The sequence below is a fragment of the Olsenella sp. DNF00959 genome (assembly GCF_001553055.1).
Lineage (GTDB): Bacteria > Actinomycetota > Coriobacteriia > Coriobacteriales > Atopobiaceae > Olsenella_I > Olsenella_I phocaeensis.
The window spans coordinates 170,168-191,271 of the sequence record NZ_KQ960133.1 but is presented as its reverse complement, the minus strand read 5'-3'; the positions used below and the strand labels follow the sequence as shown (position 1 = coordinate 191,271).

Below are 21,104 nucleotides of genomic sequence, written 5' to 3'. Positions count from 1 at the left end.
CACGGTCATGCATGCCCCGGCCCGCGCGGGCGCCCCCGACTGCAGCGGCCCGCATTGAAGGCCCCGGAGCGGCGCGGGCGGTCCACGACTTGCGCCCCCCTCCCGCGTTCTCTATGCCTCCTCCTGACGTTCTCTATGCCTTCTCATGAAACTGCTGTCGTTCTCTATGCCGATTGCTGAAACGCACGCCGTTCTCTATGCCTTCTTCTGAACTCGACCAAAATCTACCTGGGCTTTTGCCGAACGGCTTCAGGAAAATGCATAGAGAACGCAGGGGCGAGAGGAGCGCGATGACTTGGGTGCTGCGCAAGAGGACATGCGATGACCCACCTCACGGCCGGCGCGACACAGGCCCCTACCTCGCGGCCGGCGCGATCCAGAACTTGAGAAGGGGGAAGCTCACCACCACGGCAAGGAGCGTGTTCACCACCGACGCCACCGTTGCCGCAAGCCCGCTGGACAGCCCCAGCGAATTGACGCAGAAGTCCTGCACGTAGCCCGGAAGCACGAGGTTCACGACCACGATCAGCACGGCCAGCACGGCGTACTTGGGACCAGACTGTGCGAAGTCCGCGTCAGACCTGAAGACCAACCTCATCTGGACGAAGAAGTTCACCACCTGGGCGGCCACCTCGGCGACCAGGAAGGTGACAAAGGCGCCAAGTCCGCCGCCCGAAGACGGGTAGTTGAAGATGAGGAAGTGGAACTCGGTCGTGAGGCCAGCGAACACCGCTGTCCCCACCCAGGTGCAGGCGAAGCGCGTGGCCGTGGAGATGTTGGACAGCAGGTTGAACAGGATGAACTGCCAGAGGCCCTCGTTCTTCCTCGTCCATTCCCCGAAGCCCATGGGCACGTCCCCTCTCGTCCGTTCGCTCCGCTTGCGCCAGGTCACTTCCTCTTCCCGCCAATGCCCGCGCCACTAGGTGACTTCCCTTGCCAGCCGACCGGCTTGAACCGCATTGCGAACCACGTTCGCGACGATGCCCACCAGCATGCGAAGCAGCCCGATGACCCAAAACCCCTTCGCCTCCATCACCAGGCCGTCGACGGTGGCCATGGAGAAGACCCCTCCGGCATTCTTGGCAAGCGCCCTCAGGGGCATGTTCCAGATGAACAGCACGTTGAGGTTCGGCGCGCCGCGGCGCTCCCCCGCCCTGCGCAGGAGGTTGAGAATGGACCAGAGCAGCCAAAGGAGCGGGCTGCGCCCGTGGATGAGGTCGCAGAAGCAGGTGTTGCGATCGATGGTGGCGCGCTCCTGCGGAATCGGCCGGCCAAGAAGCGCCGCGAACTCTGCGTCAGTGACCTCCTTGACCCTACCCGTCTCGTAGGAACGCAGGTCAAGGCCCTCATAGGGATTCTTGGCACCCGTTCCCGCAAGCTCGACCTGCGCCCTCAGGCGAATGTCCTCGCAGGAGGCTCCCACGCGCAGCTCGTAGACGCCCCCCTCGATCTCCCAGGACCCGGTCCCCACGTCGAAGTATCGGAAGGCCTTGTCATCCAGGGCAATGGTCACGCCCTTGGTCTCGCCAGGTTCCAGGAAGACCTTGGCGAAGCCCTTGAGCTCCTGCTCCGGACGGAACACCTCCCGCTTCGGCTTTGACACGTAGAGCTGCACGACCTCTGCACCAGCGCGTCTGCCGACGTTGGTGACGCTCAGGGTCACGACGTCCGCGGCAACCCTGGGCCGGGAGTATTCGAAGCGGGTGTACGAGAGGCCGTAGCCGAAGGGGAAGGCAACGGGCACGCCCGCGGTCTGGTAGTAGCGGTAGCCGACGTAGGGCCCCTCGCGATATGCGGCGACGTGACCCCCTGCGGGGAAGGTCTTGGCGGTCGGCGTGTCCGCGAGGCGCCTCGCCCAGCTCTCGGACAACTTTCCCGAGGGGTTCACGCGACCGCAGACCACGTCCAGCGCCGCGCTTGCCCCGGCCTGGCCCCCCAGGCAGAGGTAGGCGAGCGCGCGGGCGTCGTCCGCCCAGTCGCACTCGACCGGCGCGCCACCCACAAGCAGCACCACGACGTTGGGGTTCGCCGACGAAAGCCGACGGAGCAGCTCCACCTGGTTCTGATTGACACGCATGTCGTCACGGTCCATGCCCTCGGACTCGACCAGCTCGTCCAGCCCCATGCAAAGCAGGACGACCTCGGCCCGACGCGCGAGGTCGATCGCTGCGGCGGCCTTGGCGTCATCCTTGCCACCATGGCGCTCGTACCCCGGCTCGAAGCCCACGAGCTCGAGGCCGGAGCACCCGACGCACCCGAGCAGCGTATCGAGCCTGGTGGGGTTCACCAGGCTCGAGCCCGCGCCCTGGTAGCGAGGGACGCTTGCGAAGTCGCCGACGAGCGCGACCCTCGTGCCCGTGGCAAGGGGCAGGATGGGTCCGCCTTGTTCCGTGGCCTCGTTCTTGAGGAGCACGATGGAGTTGGCGGCGACGTCACGTGCGATGGCATGATGGTCCCCGACGTCGAAGGCGTCATCGGCCGAGGCGGTTGCGGCGCAGGTGGGCAGAATGACGCCAAGAGCCTCCCTCACGCGCTCGTCCACGACCGACTCCTCCAAGCGGCCGTCTCGCACGGCGGCAGTGAGCTCCCGCACGGGCGAGAGGCCAGGGTCGGGCATCTCGAAGGTCGATCCCGCGCGCACGCCCGCGACGTGGTCGTTGGAGCCGCCCCAGTCGGTGACCACCGCCCCGTCGAAGCCCCACTCGCCACGAAGGACGTCGGTGAGAAGCCTGACGCTCTCGTTGGCGTAGGTGCCGTTGACGAGGTTGTACGAGCTCATGATGCACTTGGGGCCACTCTCGCGCACCACGATCTCGAACGCCGTGAGGTAGAGCTCGCGCAGGGTGCGCTCGTCGAGGACGGAGTCCGACGCCTGCCGCCTCGTCTCCTGGCTGTTCGCGGCAAAGTGCTTCGGGCAGGCGGCGACGCCGGTCGACTGGATGCCGCGCACGTAGGCCGCAGCCATCTTGCCGGCGAGGTAGGGGTCCTCGGAGAAGTACTCGAAGTCGCGGCCGCAGAGGGGACTCCGCTTGATGCAGAGCCCGGGTCCCAGCACCACGTTCACCCCCTGGGCCAGACACTCCTCGCCCAGGGCGCGGCCAAGGGCCTCTCCCATGCCCGGGTCCCAGCTGTTGGCGACGGTGGCCGCCGTGGGGAAGCACGTTGCGGGCCTGCTGCCACCTATGCCCAGGTGATTGGCTCCCTCCGCCTGGAGGCGCAAGCCATGGGGGCCATCCGAGAATTGCATGGCGGGGATGCCGTATCGAGGCATGGCACGCGTGGTGAACGCGGAGCCCCCTGAGAGCAGGGCGCACTTCTGCTCCAACGTCATGCGGCCCAGCGTCTCTTCGATCCTTCGAGCAAGCTCGTCTGATGTGCCCACGCAACCTCCCCGCACAACGGAATCCCCTCTCCCCACGACTTTAGCGGTAGGAGGGAGAAGGCGCGGCGGGTAGGTCGAGATGCCGGCGGACGAGGTCCACACGCCCCACATGGCCGGCCGAGGCAATCGGATGCGGCCCTACGCCGCGTGCCCACCATTGCGGCGGCTGCCCTTGCCCATGCGGCTCCTCACGAGGCCCACCACGGTGGGCACGAGCGAGACCAGGACGATCCCCACGATGAGCAGCTCGAAGTGCCTCTGCACGAAGGGAATGCCGCCGAAGAAGTATCCGAGCAGGGTGAAGAGGGTGGACCAGGTGATGCCGCCCAGCACGTTGAACAGCACGAAGTTGCGCCAGTGCATGCCACCCACGCCCGCCAGGAAGGGCACGAAGGTGCGGATGAAGGGGAAGAAGCGCCCCAGGAAGATGGCGAGGTGCCCCCACTTGTCGAGGAAGGCCTCGGTCTTCTCCACGCGCTCCGGCGTCATGGCCTTCACCTTGCCCGAGGCGATGATGCGACGGCCGAAGAAGTGCCCGATCATGAAGTTGCACTGGTCACCCAGGATTGCCGCCGCCCACACGACCCCCAACAGCCAGACGATGTCGAAGCCGCCGCCGTTGGCGAAGAACCCCGAGGCGAAGAGGAGCGAGTCACCTGGCAGGAAGGGGAAGAAGACCACGCCGGTCTCGATGAAGACGATCAGGAAGACGAAACCGTAGGCGGCGAGCGGACCCATGGCAATCCAGCTGGCGATGGCGGCACGCGGATCGCGCAGCAGCTCGGCGATGAAGCTTACGAAGCCCATGCTATTCTCCCAGTCCTTCGGCGCAAACCCGCAGGAGCGGGTGCCGGCATGTCAGCCAGGGAACGGCGCCCCAGATAACAAAGGCGCTCCCGGTCACGAGGTGGCCATGGAGCGCCCTGGAGCGCGCTCGGCGGGAACGGGTGCCCGCCAGAGGCCCCTTATGGCTGCTGCCTTCCGACCCTGACCAGGTTCGAGGTGTGACGTCACCCGAACCCGCCCAACGCGCTTGCGGGATAACTCTACCAAAGTCGCACGTGGGGCGTGCCGCTCACACCAAACGGCCACGAGCGTGACGACGAGGCCCGGGCCACCCAAGGCAGCCCGGGCCCTCGAAGTCGAGAGGGACGCGCGCCCTAGGCCTTGACGCCGTACCAACCGACGTTCTCGTTGCGCCAGCCGAGCCTGACCAGGCCGTCGCGCTCTCCGGCGTTGACAGTGTAGTGATGCGACCCCGCCTTGGCATTGGGGTTGTAGAGACGGAAGAGCGCCTGTCCCTTGGCGTCGTCGGAGTACCAGCCTATCCCCTCGTACCTCCAGCCAAGGCTCACGAGCTTGTCCCGCTCGGCCTTGCTCGTGGTGTAGTGGTGGTCGCCGGCGTTCTTGTTGTAGAGGCGGAAGACCGGGGTGCCGGACTTGGTCGGAGCGACCCAGGCCACGCCCTCGTAGCGCCAGCCGGCCCTCACGAGGCCGTCGCGCTCGCCTGTGCTCGCGGTGTAGAAGTGCTCACCGCTGTTGGGATTGTAGAGGCGGTGCATGGCCTGGGCCTGGACGGCCTGCTTGCCGGACTTGGGACTCGGCTTTGGGTTCTGGTTGGGCTTGGGGTCGGCCTTAGGCTTGGCGGCGCCACCGTTATTGGGCTTGCTGGGCTTTGTGGGAGTCTTGCCCTGCTCGCCGCCCTTGCCCTGGGGCTTGGGGTCGGCAGGCTTGCCGGAGTCCTGCTTGGGGTTGGAAGGCTTCGGGTCTGCGGGCTTGCCCCCCTCGTTCTTGGGCGTCGAGCCCTGACCCTGCGGCTTTTCCTCGGGGACGGGCTTCTCCTCCCCCTTGCTGCGGTAGGTGTCGGCCATGCCGCTGCGCTGGGACTTGATCTGGTCGTTCGTGTACCAGCGGGAGTCCTTGACGGACCACCAGCCACGCTCGTTCGGGGAGCTGGGGAGCTCGTCCAGCACGGCAGGACGGAAGCCCTTCCCCACCTTCCACTCGACCAGGCCGGCGACGTCTCTGAACACATGCAGGGCCTCGGCCACGGCACCCATGTCAACCGCAGAAAGGTCGAGGGCAGAAAGCCGCGAGTCTCCCGCAAACATGGCATCCATGCCCCACAGCTCCGTGCCAAAGGTCTTGGGCAGCCTCAGGTCGGCAAGGGCATAGCACTCGGAGACCAGGGCGTTGGCAACCCTCACGCTCCTGAAGTCCAGCGATGAGAGGTCGAGGGACGTCAGCGAAGAGCAGGCGTAGAACATGTGGTCGACACTTTGAACCTTGGAGGTGTCAATGCCGCCCAGCTCGACCGAGAGCAGCTCGGAGCAACCCTCGAAGAGGCTGGCGAGCCTGATGGTCGAGGACGTGTCGAGACAGCTGAGGTCCGCGACCTTGAGTCCCTTGAGGTTGAGGAGCTCGCTCGAGTCCTCTGGTGCCTTGACGCCGGACCTGATGCTTATGGCGACGACCCTCTTGGTCACGTTTTCAGGAATCGCGTGGACCGACTCCATCACGCCAGAGACGCCGTCGGTCGGAAAGACCACGAGCTCCCCCCCGTCGTCCAACGTGTAGGAGCAGCCCTCGCCAAAGGTTCCCTCGACCGTCTTCGCCACGACGGACGTGGGAAGGAGGATGGAAGCGGCCAGCGCGAAGGCCGCGATGACGGACGCCAGAAGCACTCGGCCCACGTCCTTGATGTGTAGCCCTGTCGTCCGCCTTGCGGGATTCGGGGGCATGCCCACGTCTCTCTCCTGTCTGTTGTAGATTCTGACGTTCATTCAATAGTTCCGAACCGGATATAAAACCGTGGGGGAGCCGGCAGGGAGCATATTAACTGGGCAAACACACGGCACAGTTCCACTGGGCGGATGCGCGTACGTTGTGGATATTTCTCCATGAGCGAGAGGGGCGCGCGGCCGTCGTGGATGGCCCTTCCCACACAAGCGAGGGCGGGTCCCGCAAGCTGCGAGACCCGCCCCGAAGAGGTGACTTGGCGAGAGGCTACCCTGCCTTCACGCCGTACCAGCCGATGCCCTCGCTCCTCCAGCCGAGCTTGACGAGGGCGTCATGCTCGCCCTGGCTCGTCGTGTAGTGGTGGGAGCCAGACCTGGCGTTGGGGTTGTAGAGGCGAAGCAGGGGCTCGCCCTGGGCGTCGTCGGAGTACCAGCCGATGCCCTCGTCCCTCCAGCCGAGGGTCACGAGCGCGTCCCTCTCGTCCTTGCTGGCGGTGTAGTGGTGGTCGCCCGCGTTGGGGTTGTAGACGCGGTAGACCGGGGTGTCGGACTTGACGGGGGCGGTCCAGCCCCTGCCCTCGTAGCGCCAACCGGCCGAGACGACCTGCACGCACTCGTCGAAGCTCGCGGTGTAGAAGTGCTCGCCGCTGTTGGGGTTGTAGAGGCGGTACATGGTCCCGACGGGCTGCTCGACGACGGGCTTGCTCACGGTCACCGTGACGACGTCGGACTCGGCGGTCAGGCCCTCAGCATTGGAGACGACGACCTTGTACTTGGTCTCACCGACGGTACTGGTCTGAGGCACATAGGTGTCGGAGCTGCCCACGTTGCTCCAGCTGCTGCCATCCGTTGACTTCATCCACTGGTAGCTCAGGGGCGAGTCCGTGCGGCCGTCTGCCGCGACGGAGAGCGCGACCGCGCCGCTGCCCTGCTCGTAGCTCGCGGACATGGGCTGCTGGGTGATGGTGGGAGGGACCACCTTGGAGGCATAGGACAGCGTGCCGTCGAGGTCGCTGGACTTGAAGGGCACGGAGAAGTCGCCCGCGTTGATGTAGTCGCGAAGCTCCGTGCGCAACGCCTGCATCTTCTCGAACACCTGGGTCGAGACGACGTCGAAGGCCTCGTTGGCAAGGGAACCGCGCTCGCCCTCGGGCAGGGTCTTCATGTACTCGTCGACGATGCCATGCTGGTCATTAATCTGGTCCTGGACGAGCTTGAGGTATTCGGCGACACCACCAGCGCATGCCTGACGGTTGTTGTACGTCAGGGTGTTGATGTCCATCATGACGTAGTCCATGGTGTCGTCGTCCGCATCAGTAAGAGCGGTCTCGACGCTGTCGATGGACTCCTTCTTCCCCACATGGCTCAAATTGATGGTCTCGAAGTTGTCATAGATTCCCGGAACCTCGGTGAGAAGCGCCGAGTAGCTGGGCAGGTAGACGCTGAACTCCGTGCGAGAGAGAGCCTCCCACTGGATGGTGGCGATATCTGGGCTCATCCCCCTGCGAGTCTGGAAGATGTGGGACTCGATTGTCCGGTTGTTCCCAATGGCATAGAGCTTGCTGTTCTCGTTGGCGTTGAACTGCGTGCCCTCGCCGCGGGCCGCAAGGGAACGCTGTGCGTCATAGAGGGAGTAGTCACTGCGACCAGGAGTAAAGAAGAGGAGACGTGCCTCGGGGCTGACACCGCTCACCCTGCCGGAGGTATCGACCTCGAAGGTACCGTCGGTGAGGGGATTGCCGAAGTAGGAGCGACCCTGTGCATAACGCGTGTTCTGACCCGCGCCAGACTCGGTCTCGCCGTAGGAGCTGGCGACGTCCATGCCACCGTCCGCGAAGGTCACGTAGGTGCCGGCCTTCTTTGCGGTCTCCTCGAGGCCCTCCGAATGCAGACATACGCTCTTGTCGGCCAGGTCGACCTTGAACTGCAGGTTGCCCATGTTGGGATTGATTGAAGCAACGTCGTCAGAGATCTTGATGGCGATCCACTGGTGTCCCGAGAGCTGCTGGAAGTTCCAGACCTCGTTGGCGTCGCCAACCCAGATCTGGTTGCAGTCCTGGGCGCCGTACTTGTCCATGACGTCGCCGAGTATCTCCACTCCCTCACGGGCAGTGGCGGCCTCACCGAGCACGACGTCCGCGATGTTGTACTCGCCCAGGCCCTCGGCCGTCTTCGGGTCTGCCTCCTCGATCTTCTTGTTGAAGTCGGTGGTGAGCGTGGCGGAGCAGGTCACGCCCTTCTCGTTGATGCCTGCTTCGGCATAGGGTGGTGCCAGCTCTCCCCAGTCCGCCTGGGCATCGCGCACGAAGGTGTAGCGGTAGGTCTTCCCCACCGTCCGATTGAAGGCACTCTCTTCCGAGGTGTAGGTCTTGCCATCGGTGGCTTCCTGGACCCCGAAAATCTTCACGTGGCGCGACGCATAGTCTTCTGCGCGGCCGTACAGCACGTCACCCGAGGCGGTGAGCTTGGGACCGATGTAGACCTGAGTGCACGCCAGTGCCTGGACCGGCGTCGCCATGGCAATCGAGGCGGCTGCCATCGAAGCCACGGCGAACCTCTTGAGCAGGTTGCTCCTGTGCATGAGCACGGACTCCCTTCTTCAGCGGTCCCCCGACAGGCCAGGGACCAACCAACTAGACCACTCTTCCGCAGCATAAACGAAACAAAGCTGAAACAGTCATTAACGATTTGCTTCTCCTGCTGAAGGGACAAAAAAGTCCGCCGGACGTGTGCCGGCAGGCCAAGGGAGGACCCTGCGAATATGAAGGGGCGCCCTCTCACCATCGGACATGGAGGCGAGAGGGACGCCCTCACTGGGCTGCTACTTCCTATGCGCGCGGTAGTACGCGATGAGCGCCTTCGTGCTGGCGTCCTGGCCCTGGAGCGCCTCGTCGTCGTGGAAGGCTGGCGTGATCTGCTTGGCGAGCTGCTTGCCCAGCTCGACGCCCCACTGGTCGAAGGAGTCGATGCCCCAGACCGTCCCCTCGACGAAGGTGATGTGCTCGTACAGGGCGATGAGCTCTCCCAGCGCATGGGGGGTCAGCGCCTCACCGAAGATCGAGGTCGTGGGACGGTTGCCCGTGAACACGCGGGCGGGGACCATCCACTCGGGCGTGCCCTCGGCGCGCACCTCATCTGCGGTCTTGCCGAAGGCGAGGGCCTTGGTCTGTGCCAGGAAGTTGCCCAGGAAGAGCTCGTGCACGTCCTGGTCGCCGTCCTTGGTGGGGTTGGGGGTGTTGGCGAAGGCGATGAAGTCGGCGGGGATCAGCCTCGTGCCCTGGTGGATCAGCTGGTAGAAGGCGTGCTGCCCGTTGGTTCCCGGCTCGCCCCAGAAGATCTCGCCGGTGTCGGAGGTGACGGGGCTGCCGTCCCAGCGCACGCCCTTGCCGTTGGACTCCATGGTGAGCTGCTGCAGGTACGCCGGGAAGCGATGCAGGTACTGGTCGTAGGGCAGCACCGCGTGGCTCGCCGCGCCGTAGAAGTTGACGTACCAGACGTTGATGAGGCCCATCAGGGCGACGACGTTCTGCTCGAGCGGCGTGTCGCAGAAGTAGCGGTCGAGGTCGTTGAAGCCCGAGAGGAACTCCTCGAAGCGCTCGGGGCCAAAGGCGACGATGAGCGAGAGGCCCACCGCGGCGTCGACGGAGTAGCGCCCTCCGACCCAGCTCCAGAAGCCGAAGGCGTTCTGTGGGTCGATGCCGAACTCGGCGACCTTGTCGAGCGCGGTCGAGACGGCGACGAAGTGCTTCGCGATGGCCTCCGCCTCCCGCTCGGGCGAGCCGTCGATTGCGCCGCTGGCACGCAGGCCCTCGAGCATCCAGGCCTTGGCCTCGCGGGCGTTGGTCAGGGTCTCGAGCGTGGTGAAGGTCTTGGAGACGACGATGACCAGGGTGGTCTGGGGGTCCAGCCCGCGGACCTTCTCGGCCATGTCGTTGGGGTCGATGTTGGACACATAGCGCACGCTGATGCCCGCGTCGGCATAGGGGCGCAGGGCCTCGTAGACCATGACCGGACCCAGGTCGGAGCCACCGATGCCGATGGAGACGACGTCGGTGATGCACTTGCCCGTCACGCCCTTCCACTCGCCCGAGCGCACGCGCTCGGCGAAGGCGTACATGCGGTCGAGGACCTCGTGGACGTCGGCGACGACGTCCTGGCCGTCCACGACGAGGCTACCGCTCTCGCTCGCGGGGCGGCGCAGGGCGGTGTGCAGGACGGCGCGGTCCTCTGTCGTGTTGATGTGCTCGCCGGCAAACATGGCGGCGCGCCTCTCCTCCAGGCCCACAGCCTGGGCGAGCTTCGCGAGGAGCTTGAGCGTCTCGTCGTCCACGAGGTTCTTAGATAGGTCGAAGTGCAGGTCGCCGAGGTCGAACGAGAGCTTCCTCACGCGCTGTGGGTCGTTGGCGAAGGACTTCTTCAGGCTGAAGCCGCTCGTCACCAGCTTGTCGTGATGCTCCTGGAGCGCCTGCCACTCGGGGGTCTGGGTCGCGTCAATAGGTGCGGGAACGCCTGCCATGTCTGCTCCTTTGTTCGCCATGAGAAGAACCCTGGACACACAGCTAGCGTAGCGCAAACGGAGGGGTCGGACGTCACGTTTGGCAGATGCTTGGGAACGCCTCGACCCCGCGCCAACCCGATACGAGGGCGAGAGGGGCGAGCTTCCGTCATAGCACCCCCGCCAGGAACCACGAAGCACGCCGTCGCCGACGGCCCTGGGCTAGTACGGCTCACCCAGCGGCGGCAACCTCTTGAGGCGCGCCCACATGAGTTGCTTCTGGCGACCGTCTCCCAGAGAGGCCGCAAACTCCCCCAGCGCCATGACGCGCATGCCCAGGACGTGGGCCACGACGCCCTCCTCGAGCATGGCGGCGTCGAAGTCCGGCAGCCCTGCCAGCTCCGCGGCGTAGGCGTCGCGCAACGCCATGGCGGCGACGCCGTCCACCGCTATGACCGTCGCGGGGTCCAGTACGCAGACCGCCTCGCGCAGAAGCGCCGCGTCCAGCGGCGCTGTCGAGCCGAGGCCCACGGCGCCCAGGGCCACCCAGTCCTCCGGCGCGTATCCCAGCGCCGCCAGCGCCGCGCGCAGCGCCTCGCCGTCCGCACCACCCAAGAGCGGCCCGCCGGCGAGCTCGTCCCCTGAGAGGGACCCCTTCACAAAGAGGCAGGACGAGAAGGCGTTTCCGGACATGTTTACGTCGCGCTCGGCGAGGGATGCCAACTCGAAGCGCTGCTTGCGCAGGTAGGCATCCCGTCTTAGCTCGCGCTCGCCCCTCATTGCCCGCCTTCCGTCACCGTTTCCACACTTATCGATTCTACTGCCGGCATGCCACCGCTATGGGGTATAAGCCGCCCAGAGAGCAAGCGCCGCAAGGCACCCTACACAAGGAGAGACAACAATGGCCAACGCTATCACCAACGCCGAGTTCGACTCTGTCCTCGCCAACTCTGACAAGCCCGTCCTGGTGGACTTCTGGGCCTCCTGGTGCGGCCCCTGCCGCGCCCTGGGTCCCGTCGTCGAACAGGTCGCCGACGAGCTGTCCGACAAGATGGTCCTCTACAAGTGCAATGTCGACGACGAGGGCGAGCTCGCCCAGCGCTTCCAGATCGTGAGCATCCCCACCCTGATCCTCTTCAAGGACGGGAAGCCCGCCCATACCATGGTGGGCAACATGCCCAAGGCTGACCTCCTGAGCGAGCTCAACGCCAACCTCTAAGCCTTTTGAGAAGGGCAGCCCCTTGGCGGCCCGAAGTAATACCCTTGGAGGCGGACGCCCACGCGTCCGTCTCTTTTTGTCTCTGGCTGGAGGGTCCACATGGGCGAGCGCGTCAGTAAAACCTTCGACCTCTTCGGGCGCCTCGTGCGCAAGAACCTCTGGACCATAGTCCTCATCCTCGCCGTGGTGGGCTTCATCGCACTGCTCGAGGAGGTGCACGAGGACGGGCTCCTCGCCCTGGACGGATGGGCCTACTACCTCGTCGTGCTCCACATGAGGAGCGAGTGGCTCACTCCCATAATGCAGTCCATATCCGAGCTCGCGCTTCCCGTCGTCCTCGTCGTCATGCTCCTGGTCGTCGAGGCCTTCGCCCCCGGAAGGCGTCCCGGCCTCTGCGCCGCGGTCAACCTTGCTCTGGCGCTTGCGCTCAACCTGGTGCTCAAGGAGCTCGTGCAGCGACCCCGGCCCGAGGGCTACCGGCTCATCGCGGAGTCCGGCTATAGCTTCCCCTCCGGCCACTCCATGGTGGCGATGGCGTTCTATGGGCTCCTGGTGTGGATGGTCTGGCGCTACGAGGGGGACCGCTTCGTGAAGGTCCTCTGCATGAGCGGGCTCTCGCTGGTCATCGTCGCCGTCGGCCTGAGCCGCATCTATCTGGGTGTCCATTACGCGTCAGACGTGATTGCCGGATTCTGTGTGTCCATCGCCTGGCTCTGCGCGTACACCCGCATCTTCGTGCCCATGTTCCTGCCTGAGGGACATGGGCCGGAGCGTCGGGCGGCGCAAGAGCCATAGCCCCCGGCACCCAGCCGGCAACGGGAAGCTCGCACCTCTCGCCCCTTCCAGGCGAGAGGTGCGCCTCATCCTGGCTCGGAATCGCTCACAGGCCTACGATCTCTGCCTTGAGCAGTCTGCCGTCCTCCGCGATGATCCTGCCCATGGTCGGGCCGCCGCCACGGGGCAGGCTGGGGCTCCCCGGGTTCATGACCAGGACTCCCGTGCGGGAGTCTCGCTCCAGGAGGGGGCGGTGCGTGTGTCCGCAGATGGCGACGTCGCAGACCTCGAGGTCGAGTCTCTCCTGGTAGTGGCAGACCTGCCAGCGCAGGCCGCTGGCGAAGAAATGGGTGACGTTGCCCACGAAAGGGCCGTAGTCGTAGCCCCAGTCGTTGTTGCCCTTGCAGAGCTTCAGGGGGGCTATCCGCTCCAGGCGGCGCGCGTCCGCCGTCGAGCACATGTCACCGGCGTGCACTATAACGTCAGCGCCCTCAAGTGCCCGGAGCAACTCTGCGGAGAGGTGGCCGTGGGTGTCAGAGACTATGTCGTAGCGCATGGAACTCCCGTCGGGTCCGTCTTGTCGGCGGCCTAGATGCCCAGGGCGCGCTTGAGCGCGACCACGCGGCGGCGCGAGACGGGGATCTTCTTCTCGGGAATGCCCTTGAGGCCCAGCTGCAGGATTCCGCTGGAAATGACCTCGACGTCCTCCACGTGGTCGAGGTTCACGATGTAGCCGCGATGCACCCTGAAGAAGCCGTGGGGCACGAGCCTCTGCTCGAGCTTGGCCAGGGAGATGGTCGAGAGGAAGCGGTCCTCGTCGGTGTAGATGCAGGAGTAGTCGTCCTTCGCCTCGATGAAGCGAATCTGGTCGACGGGGACCAGCACCTTGCGTCCGCCCTTCTCCACCGGAATTCGCTCGATGGAGACGCGGGTGCTGGGAGCGGGCTTGAGGCGCGCCTCGACCTTGTCGAGGGCCTGGGAGAGGCGATCGGTCTCGACCGGCTTCATGAGGTAGTCGACCGCGTCGACGTTGAAGGCGTCCAGCGCGTACTCGCTGTATGCGGTGACGAAGACCACGGCAGGCGGGTTCTTGAGCTTCCTCAGCGCCTCGGCGAGCTGCATGCCAGAGGTCTTGGGCATCGAGATGTCCAGGAAGAGCACATCGGGATGGCGCTCGGCACCCTCCTTGCTGCGCACAAGTGCCTCGACGGCCTCGCGCGCGCTGCTCGCCTCCTCGACGGACTCGACCCTCCCGGTCTCGTCCAGGAGGAACCTGAGCTCGGAACGGGCGGGAGCCTCGTCGTCTACGATCAGAACGTTAAGCATGCAATCAGCCAACTTTCTTCCGCCGGCGGCGGTAACCGAATGCCTACGAATACCAAAATGACCACGTCAGGGCCCAATTCACCATCTTACGCCTGTTGGCGCTAGCCCGCGCCCCCTGTGGGTGCGGCTCCCACAAGCCGCAGCGTGACGCAGGTGCCCGCACCCTCACGGCTCATGATCTCGACCCCCGACCCCATGCCGAAGAAGCGCTCGATGCGCTCGGCCACGTTGCGCAGGGCGATGCCGGTCCCCTTGTCGCTCTGGGACATGCCCCTGCCCTCGGCGCTGGCCTCGAGCAGTCCGTTGGCGACCTCCTCGCTCATGCCGAGGCCATCGTCGGCGACGGCGATGAGCACGTCTCCCCCGTCCGAGACAACCTGCACGTCGATGTGGAGCGGTCCCTCGTCGCTCATGGCGTGGCGCACCGCGTTCTCCACGATGGGCTGCACGAGGAAGCCCGGAACCCGCACCTTACCGCATCCGGGCTCGACGCGCTCGGTCTCGACGATACGGTCGTCGCCGAAGCGCGCCTTCTCTATCTTGAGGTAGCGCCTGGTCTGCTCCAGCTCCTCCTCGAGGGGGATGAGCTGCTCGGAGCTCTCGAGCGTACGACGATAGAAGACGGCGAACTCGCGCAGGAGCTCGCGGGCGCGGGAGGGGTCGGTCCTCGTGAGCGACGCCATCGTGTTGAGCGCGTTGAAGAGGAAGTGCGGGTTGATCTGGGCCTGCAGGGCCTTGACCTCGGCACGTGCCGTGAGCTCCGCCTGGCGGTCGAGCTCGTAGGCAGAGAGCTGCGTAGAAAGGAGCTCCGCGAAGCCGCGCGCAATGGCGAGCTGGGTGCGGTCCACGTCCCGGCCGTGGCGGTAGTAGAGCTTGAAGGTCCCCACGGGTCGGCCCGCCACCTCGAGCGGCGCGATGATGCCCACGGGAAGCACCTGCTCGCGGGCATCGCGCGAGAGCCCGACCTCCATGTCGGCCCATTCGTCCCAGTCGAGGTTGGTGAAGGTCTGCACGTGTCCGCTGGACAGGACCTCGCGGGTGGGGTCGCTGTTGGGGGCACCGACCTTGAATCCCGAGAGGTCGTCGCCCACGAAGGCGATGGTCCGCCTGTCGTCGCTGATGGCTATGGCCGATGCCGTGGTCTCGGGAAGGACCAGCTGGCAGACGGCCATGGCGCTCTCGGGGCTGAGGCCGGCGGACATCTGACGCAGGGTCCCGGACGCGACGCGCAGGGTCCTCTCGGTCGCCTGCGACCTCAGGTCGTCCGGTGCCATGAGGGCGGAGCCGCCCGCCACGATCACGACGGCGAGGCCCGCGCCCGCGACGACCGCCGCGGTGATGTTGCTCACACCGATCCCCCAGCCCAAAAGCACCAGGAGCGCGAGCGACGACGCCACCAGGAGCGTGTTCACGAGGAGCCTGAAGTGCGCCATCACGAACCTACGCATGCGTGCCGCCATCCTGCGCCACGGGGGTTCCACTATGGACGAGACGCCTGGCCAGCAGCGCGTCCTGCCAGAGCGTCCCCATGATCTTTGGCCAATAGGTCTGGAAAGCGAAGTAGCTCGAGCAGTGGCGGTCGGCCCAGGCGCGCGCCTTGCGACGGCCGCGCAGGAAGATCTTGAGGTAGGCCATGCGCTCCGGGCCCGCGATGGCGCGCAGGAGCGAGGTCAGCGCGATCCTGTGGCTCACCTCGGGAGAGACCCACTCGCTGGGGTACGGCCTGAGGGACTCCGGACGCACCTGGCGGAGGCCGATGCTCGAGTTGGCGAAGCGCAGCTTGGCGACCTCGTACTCCCAGCGATAGACATCCTGCAGGAAGCGTGCCGCGCGCGAGGGGCACTCGGGCGGCAGGTGGCGCACCCTCCATTGGTTGTCGAACCACACGTCCAGGCCGTGCATGCGCAGGTCGAGCAGGTAGTCGAGGTCCTCGCCCCTGGGAATGGCCGGGTCGAAGGCCACGTTGCAGAACGCCTGCGCCGCGACGGCGAAGCAGCCGCCGCAGACGTAGTTGGAGCGAGAGATGCGCGTACCCGTCTGCGCACGGTGCATCCACTGGTTGAACTCCACGCGCTTGGCCCAGTAGCGGTCCCGCCAATGCGGCTTGGAGACGTCCGCGTAGGGAGATCCCGAGCGGTCCAGGAAGTGGCCGCTCTTCGCCATGATGGGAAGTCCCTGCCGGTTGTCGAGCCCCAGGCCGAAGAGCGCGTCGATGAGGAAGTTCTCGTCCAGGGCCACCTCGTCGTCGTCCAGGAAGACCACGACGTCGTGTCCGAGCACGGCGGCGACGGCGAGCCCCATGTTGCGGATCGCGCCGTAGCCCCTGAGCGAGACGCTCTCCCTGTCCATCTTCGGCGCGATGGCCTCCACGGCACGAGTGACCAGGTCGGCCTCGCGCTGGTCCACCACCAGGGGGTTGAGCCTTGGGTGGGACCGGCAGATCGCGTCCACGCGAGCGCGGGCGCCCTCCGCGCAGGAGCGCGGCGCCACCAGGAGAACCACGACCCTCAAGACCCCGCGGACCGCATCGAGCGAGGCGAGGCAGGTCTCCAGCTCGGGCAGGGGCTTCGCTATGGGCGTCGCATGATCGTACGCACCGACCCGCCCGATCTCGAGCGGCTCGTCCTGCCAGGTCCAATAGGAGGGTATGACCACGACCGGATTCAAGGGCTACGCCCCCTCCGTCGCCGTCGGGGCAGCCTCGTCCTGCAACAGACGCCGAGGAAGCGGGCTCGCGAGGAGCGCCCTGAAGAGGGGCAGGCCCAGGGCATAGACCACCAGGCCCTCACCCAGGCCACAGGCGACGAAGCCAAAGAGGTACATGGCGGGATAGGCGCCGTCCAAGGCGATGGACGTGAAGGGGATGGTGTAGAAGCCCAGGCCCTGGAGGAGCAGGGGCAGGTAGGCGGGGACTATGAGGGCGTTGGCCAGGACGGGCCCCAGGACGGCCACGGACGGGCGGGAACGCAGCCTCCAGGTGACGAGGGCGCCCAGGGTCGTGGCCAGGGTGCCGAACACCACGTCCAGAAGGCCCAGGAGGCCAGTCCCGGAGAGCGCGATGTTCGCAATGTTCGCGATGGCGCAGCCCAGGGCAAGGCCGGGGACGGCGTCCGCGGTGAGGAGGGCCAGGACGCAGACCGCCTCGGAGAGCCTGAGCTGCACGGGCCCCCACGAGAGGCCGCCCAGGAAGGCCATGCAGACCAGGGTCAGCGCGGCATACAGGCCGGCGATGGTGGCGATGCGCGTGATTCGGGTGGGGGTGAGCTGCTTCTTAGTTGAGTTGGGAGAAGCGAACAACGTGGAGCCTCCTTCTGTGGGCGTCTGGCCCGTCGGTAGCAAGTGCCAGTCCATTCTACCCTCACCCACGGTTCGGGCCCCCTGGGCGAGCAGCTCGTGCGGGCTCCTTGACATGGGCGCCCGGCCACAGCATCATGGCGGGGCCGGCGGGCCAGAGGGGCTGCGCCGCATCGGATGTCAAAGGGACGGCTGGGTAATGTCAGGCATTCAGGAGGAACTCTCCGCCTCGCAGATCGAGGAGTCCGTACGCATCGCGAACCGAAGGGAGCATCCCGGCAAGCTGCGCTTCTTCGCCACGCTCAACCTGGGCATCTTCCTCACCTCGCTGGGAGTCGAGCTCTTCAAGTCGCCCAACCACTTCGCCCTCGGCGGCACCTCGGGCATGTCGATCATCCTCGCGACACTCTTTCCCGGGCTCCCCGTGAGCGCCTTCATGTGGGTGATCAACACCATCCTGGTCGTCTTGGGCCTCGTGTCCCTCGACCGCAAGACCATGGGCTGGACGGTCTACACCTCCTTCGCCCTCTCGGCGTACATCAGCCTCCTCGAGCTGCTGCTGCCCATGCCCCACCCACTCACCGACGACACGCTCCTCGAGCTGATCTTCGCGGTCCTCCTCCCTGCGGTGGGAAGCGCCATCGTCTTCAACATCGGCGCCTCCACGGGAGGAACAGACATCCTGGCCATGATCTTGAAGAAGCACACCTCGCTCGAGATCGGCAAGGCGCTCATGGTGGTGGACTCCCTTATCGTGGCCGCCGCCGCCGTCATCTACGGCCCACGGACGGGGCTCTACTGCGTGCTGGGACTACTGGCGAAGGCCTTCTTCGTGGACGTGTTCATCGAGAGCATAAACACGCTCAAGGTCTGCACCGTGATCAGCCGCAACCCCGACGAGGTGCTCCGCTTCATAGTGACCGTCCTGCACCGCACGGCGACCGTCCGCAAGGAGTGGGGTGGCTTCAGCGGGCGGGAGGAGCGCGTGCTGGTGACGGTGCTCAGCAGACGCGAGGCCGCCAAGCTCCGCAACCAGCTGCGCAGGTCTGACCCCAGCGCCTTCATCACCATAGTGAACAGCTCCGAGATCATCGGCAGGGGCTTCCGCGGCGTCTGACGGACGCCCGCGCGCGGTAGCCCTCCGTCAGGAGCCCTGGCCCAGTCTGCGCGCCTTCCGGAGCAGCGTCCCGTATCCCTCGAGGAATCGCTCGCCCAAGGGACAGGCTAATCCCTCGGGCAGGACCACCCCATGCTCGTCGGACACCACGAAGGCCTCGTCGAAGGCAAGTCCCCCAGAGCGGACCTCGTCGAGGAGGCCCGACCTGCGCTCCACCGAGATGCCAAGCGTGCGGGCGAGGTCCTCCACGAGCGAGGCCGTCCCGGAGGGGACGCATCCCTCCCCCAAGCCCCAGACGAGACCTCCGTCAACGACCGACCATATGGTCTCGGGCGCGACGTCGGTCTGGTCCGCCTCCCTCTCCGCGAGGTCGGCACGGGCCAGGAGCGCGGGCAGTCGGCGGTCCGTCAGGGGCTCGTAGGGACCCACTGTCATCGCCGCCCTGCCGCGCTCGTCCACCATCAGCATGAGGACGCCATCGGGATGCTCTGCCGCCCCGGACGCGAGGGTCCACTCTATGTGCTGCTTTGCCCAGGCCACGAGCTTGTCGTCCAGGGGAGCGTCCCCCAGGTGGCGACGGCTCAGGGCACGGAGGTGGCGGTTCTCGAGGGGGAGGGTCGCCCCCGCGAGGCGCCAACGGCAGACGAGCGCGGGCTCGCCGAGCATGAAGTCGCTGTCGTAAGGCTTGGTTTCGGGCATGTTCGTCCCTTCTCGGGTGGCCGCTCCTGACGCGGGCCAGCAACTCGAAATGATATGGTCCTGGGACGCCACATCTCAAGGCCTAGGGGAGGAGAGCGCAGAATGTCGCGGCTCGCACGGGAGAACGTCGCCTATCGTCCGTTTGAGGAGAGGGACTTCGACGCGGTGGCAGGGCTCTACCAGACGCTCTGGTGCGCCGGGCTCGACGAGCGCGTCGCGGCCAGGGCCGGACAGCTTGCCGCGGCGACGTACCTCTCCGCCTCGTCCCTTGGCCTCGTCGGCTGCGTGGGGGAGGACGTCCTGGGCGTCGTGCTGGCGCGCGATGGCTTCGGGCGCAGGGCGCCGCGCTGGGAGGGCCGTCGCAAGGAGCTCTTGGCAGAGGCCGAGGGGCTCGGCCTGGCCCGTGAGTTGGTGTCCGCGCTCGCCATCGACCGCAGCGAGTTCTCGCTTGCGGCGGACTACTCCCGCAGGGGAGGGCGCTTCTCCCAGGCGCAGATGACGCTCCTTGCCGTGAGCCCCGAAGCGCACGGTCTGGGGATGGGCAGCGGCCTCTTCGACCGCATGTCATCCTTGATCGCGCGCGCCGGTGCCCCGAGCTTCTTCCTCACGACCGACGACGAGTGTGACTGGGGCTACTACGAGCACCGGGGGCTGAGCAGGATATCGTCACACGAGGTGGTCGCGGACGCCGACGGCAATGTGATTCGGGTCTACCTCTACGGACGTGACCTGACGTAGGCCTCATGTGTCCCGCTGACGCGCGGGGACCCGCACAGGAGGAGGGGCCGCGACGAATCGCGGCCCCTCCTTGCGTTCGGGCGATGATGCCGGCGCCGTGTCCTAGGCGGTGATGCGGGTGCCTGAGAGACCGGCCATGGCCTCGGCGGCCTTGTCCAGGGAGCCGATGATGCAGACGCGGCCGGGGCGGCTCTCGGCGAACTTGATGCCAGCCTTGACCTTGGGCTCCATGGAGCCCTTGCCAAACTGGCCCTCCTCGACGTACTTCTTGGCCTCCTCGACGTTGATCTCCTCGAGGTCCTTCTGGTCGGGCGTGCCGAAGTTGATGGCGACGTGGTCGACGGCGGTCAGCAGGACCAGGACGTCGGCGTCGCAGTCCTCGCCGAGGAGCTCGCCGCCCATGTCCTTGTCGATGACCGCGGCGACGCCCTTGTAGGCGCCCTTGTCGCTATAGTCGCGGACCACGGGAATGCCGCCGCCACCGCAGGCGATGACGATGAACTGGTTGTCGAGCAGGTTGAGGATGCTCTCGTACTCGACGATCTTCTTGGGCTCGGGAGAGGCGACGACGCGACGGTAGCCGCGGCCGGAGTCCTCGACGAAGGTCATCTCGGGGTGGGCCGCCTTCTCGGCGTCAGCCTGCTCCTTGGTCAGGAAGGCACCGATGGGCTTGGTGGGGTTGCGGAACGCGGGGTCGTCGGGGTCGACCTCGATCTGGGTGACCACGGAGGCGACGTGCCAGCGCTTGTAGGCCTTGTGCATGGAGGCACCGATGGCCTGCTGCAGGTGGTAGCCGATGTAGCCCTGGGACATGGCGCCGCACTCGGGCAGGTCCATGCTGGGGATCTTGGGGTCGGTCTGGTTGGCGTAGGTGAAGGCCTTCTGGATCATGCCGACCTGCGGGCCGTTGCCGTGGGTGATGATGATCTCGTTGCCCTGCTCGATGACCTTGAGCAGCGTGGGGGCAGCCTCGCGGACGCGACGGATCTGCTCCTCGGGAGTGTCGCCGAGTGCGTTGCCGCCGAGTGCGATGACGACGCGGTTGGGCTTTCCGGGGGCCTTGGACATGCTTCTTTCCTCCTTGTGTGCTGAGTTCTGCCTGGCGTGGTTCCAGATGCGTCAGGAACGGGCTCGTGGCTCGTAACGTATCGAATGGTAGTCCGTATCGAATCTACTTTATTTAGAGAATATATGCACTCCCCAAACGGTAGGTTTTTCTCTACCAGAGGGGGACCGTTTGCGGGGCAGGAGACGTTTTCCCACATATCTCTACCGCAGCTATGGTGCCAGCCTTGCTCGTCCTAGCTGCGACTATCTGGATG

The 21,104-nt window shown here is 66.1% G+C and carries 18 protein-coding genes and 1 other RNA gene; 4 read left to right on the top strand and 15 right to left on the bottom strand.

All coding sequences use genetic code 11. The features are described from left to right. Window positions 1–355: 355 nt before the first annotated feature. The 8 genes from HMPREF1868_RS07720 to HMPREF1868_RS07685 all read right to left on the bottom strand — a co-directional run bounded on the left by HMPREF1868_RS07720 (window position 356) and on the right by HMPREF1868_RS07685 (window position 11,395). Window positions 356–847, bottom strand: coding sequence for a GtrA family protein (locus tag HMPREF1868_RS07720; RefSeq protein WP_009278335.1), 492 nt, complete (start codon window positions 845–847; stop codon window positions 356–358). 72 nt (window positions 848–919) lie between these two features. Further along, entirely contained in the window at window positions 920–3,382 is a 2,463-nt protein-coding gene (locus HMPREF1868_RS07715; protein WP_197414978.1) for a glycoside hydrolase family 3 C-terminal domain-containing protein, read from the bottom strand. Window positions 3,383–3,520: 138 nt separating this feature from the next. Beyond that, window positions 3,521–4,189, bottom strand: coding sequence for a DedA family protein (locus tag HMPREF1868_RS07710; protein WP_062531568.1), 669 nt, complete (start codon window positions 4,187–4,189; stop codon window positions 3,521–3,523). A 124-nt stretch (window positions 4,190–4,313) separates the two neighbouring features. Then, window positions 4,314–4,409: signal recognition particle sRNA small type (gene ffs, locus HMPREF1868_RS07705), an RNA gene on the bottom strand. Between the two features lie 133 nt (window positions 4,410–4,542). Further along, entirely contained in the window at window positions 4,543–6,165 is a 1,623-nt protein-coding gene (locus tag HMPREF1868_RS09615) for a BspA family leucine-rich repeat surface protein (protein ID WP_082719585.1), read from the bottom strand. 223 nt (window positions 6,166–6,388) lie between these two features. Beyond that, a complete protein-coding gene (locus tag HMPREF1868_RS09610; protein WP_197414977.1) occupies window positions 6,389–8,701 on the bottom strand; it encodes a C69 family dipeptidase in 2,313 nt (770 codons plus the stop codon). Window positions 8,702–8,941: 240 nt separating this feature from the next. After that, window positions 8,942–10,636, bottom strand: a complete 1,695-nt coding sequence (gene pgi / locus HMPREF1868_RS07690; protein ID WP_062531567.1) for a glucose-6-phosphate isomerase — start codon at window positions 10,634–10,636, stop codon at window positions 8,942–8,944. A gap of 201 nt (window positions 10,637–10,837) precedes the next feature. Then, window positions 10,838–11,395 carry a hypothetical protein gene (locus HMPREF1868_RS07685; RefSeq protein ID WP_062531566.1) on the bottom strand — a complete coding sequence of 186 codons (558 nt, stop codon included), beginning with the start codon at window positions 11,393–11,395 and terminating at the stop codon, window positions 10,838–10,840. A gap of 121 nt (window positions 11,396–11,516) precedes the next feature. Between HMPREF1868_RS07685 and trxA the strand changes: the two genes are divergently transcribed. Further along, entirely contained in the window at window positions 11,517–11,834 is a 318-nt protein-coding gene (trxA, locus tag HMPREF1868_RS07680) for a thioredoxin (RefSeq protein ID WP_009278325.1), read from the top strand. A gap of 99 nt (window positions 11,835–11,933) precedes the next feature. Next, on the top strand, window positions 11,934–12,629 hold the full coding sequence (locus HMPREF1868_RS07675; protein ID WP_062531565.1) for a phosphatase PAP2 family protein: 696 nt from the start codon (window positions 11,934–11,936) through the stop codon (window positions 12,627–12,629). A gap of 85 nt (window positions 12,630–12,714) precedes the next feature. Here the strand turns inward: HMPREF1868_RS07675 and HMPREF1868_RS07670 are convergent, their stop codons facing one another. The 5 genes from HMPREF1868_RS07670 to HMPREF1868_RS07650 form a co-directional block, all read right to left on the bottom strand. Next, window positions 12,715–13,164, bottom strand: coding sequence for a YfcE family phosphodiesterase (locus HMPREF1868_RS07670; protein ID WP_062531564.1), 450 nt, complete (start codon window positions 13,162–13,164; stop codon window positions 12,715–12,717). 32 nt (window positions 13,165–13,196) lie between these two features. After that, window positions 13,197–13,934, bottom strand: a complete 738-nt coding sequence (locus HMPREF1868_RS07665; protein ID WP_062531563.1) for a LytR/AlgR family response regulator transcription factor — start codon at window positions 13,932–13,934, stop codon at window positions 13,197–13,199. A 101-nt stretch (window positions 13,935–14,035) separates the two neighbouring features. Then, window positions 14,036–15,382 (bottom strand): sensor histidine kinase, encoded by a 1,347-nt coding sequence (locus HMPREF1868_RS07660; RefSeq protein ID WP_009278321.1) that lies wholly within the window; start codon window positions 15,380–15,382, stop codon window positions 14,036–14,038. Next, window positions 15,375–16,601, bottom strand: coding sequence for a glycosyltransferase (locus HMPREF1868_RS07655; RefSeq protein ID WP_062531562.1), 1,227 nt, complete (start codon window positions 16,599–16,601; stop codon window positions 15,375–15,377). Before HMPREF1868_RS07655 ends, HMPREF1868_RS07660 begins: the two co-directional genes overlap by 8 nt. A 3-nt stretch (window positions 16,602–16,604) precedes the next feature. Further along, complete coding sequence (locus tag HMPREF1868_RS07650; RefSeq protein ID WP_009278319.1) at window positions 16,605–17,231, bottom strand: QueT transporter family protein; 627 nt, start codon at window positions 17,229–17,231, stop codon at window positions 16,605–16,607. Window positions 17,232–17,427: 196 nt separating this feature from the next. Here HMPREF1868_RS07650 and HMPREF1868_RS07645 point away from each other — a divergent pair, with 196 nt between their 5' ends. Continuing rightward, a complete protein-coding gene (locus HMPREF1868_RS07645; protein WP_062531561.1) occupies window positions 17,428–18,345 on the top strand; it encodes a YitT family protein in 918 nt (305 codons plus the stop codon). 27 nt (window positions 18,346–18,372) lie between these two features. On the opposite strand, the gene HMPREF1868_RS07640 is transcribed toward HMPREF1868_RS07645, so the two are convergent. After that, window positions 18,373–19,044 (bottom strand): hypothetical protein, encoded by a 672-nt coding sequence (locus HMPREF1868_RS07640; RefSeq protein WP_062531560.1) that lies wholly within the window; start codon window positions 19,042–19,044, stop codon window positions 18,373–18,375. Window positions 19,045–19,146: 102 nt separating this feature from the next. Between HMPREF1868_RS07640 and HMPREF1868_RS07635 the strand changes: the two genes are divergently transcribed. Further along, entirely contained in the window at window positions 19,147–19,782 is a 636-nt protein-coding gene (locus HMPREF1868_RS07635; RefSeq protein ID WP_062531559.1) for a hypothetical protein, read from the top strand. Window positions 19,783–19,884: 102 nt separating this feature from the next. Here HMPREF1868_RS07635 and arcC read toward each other — a convergent pair whose 3' ends face one another. After that, window positions 19,885–20,850 carry a carbamate kinase gene (gene arcC / locus HMPREF1868_RS07630; protein ID WP_062531558.1) on the bottom strand — a complete coding sequence of 322 codons (966 nt, stop codon included), beginning with the start codon at window positions 20,848–20,850 and terminating at the stop codon, window positions 19,885–19,887. Window positions 20,851–21,104 lie beyond the last annotated feature (254 nt).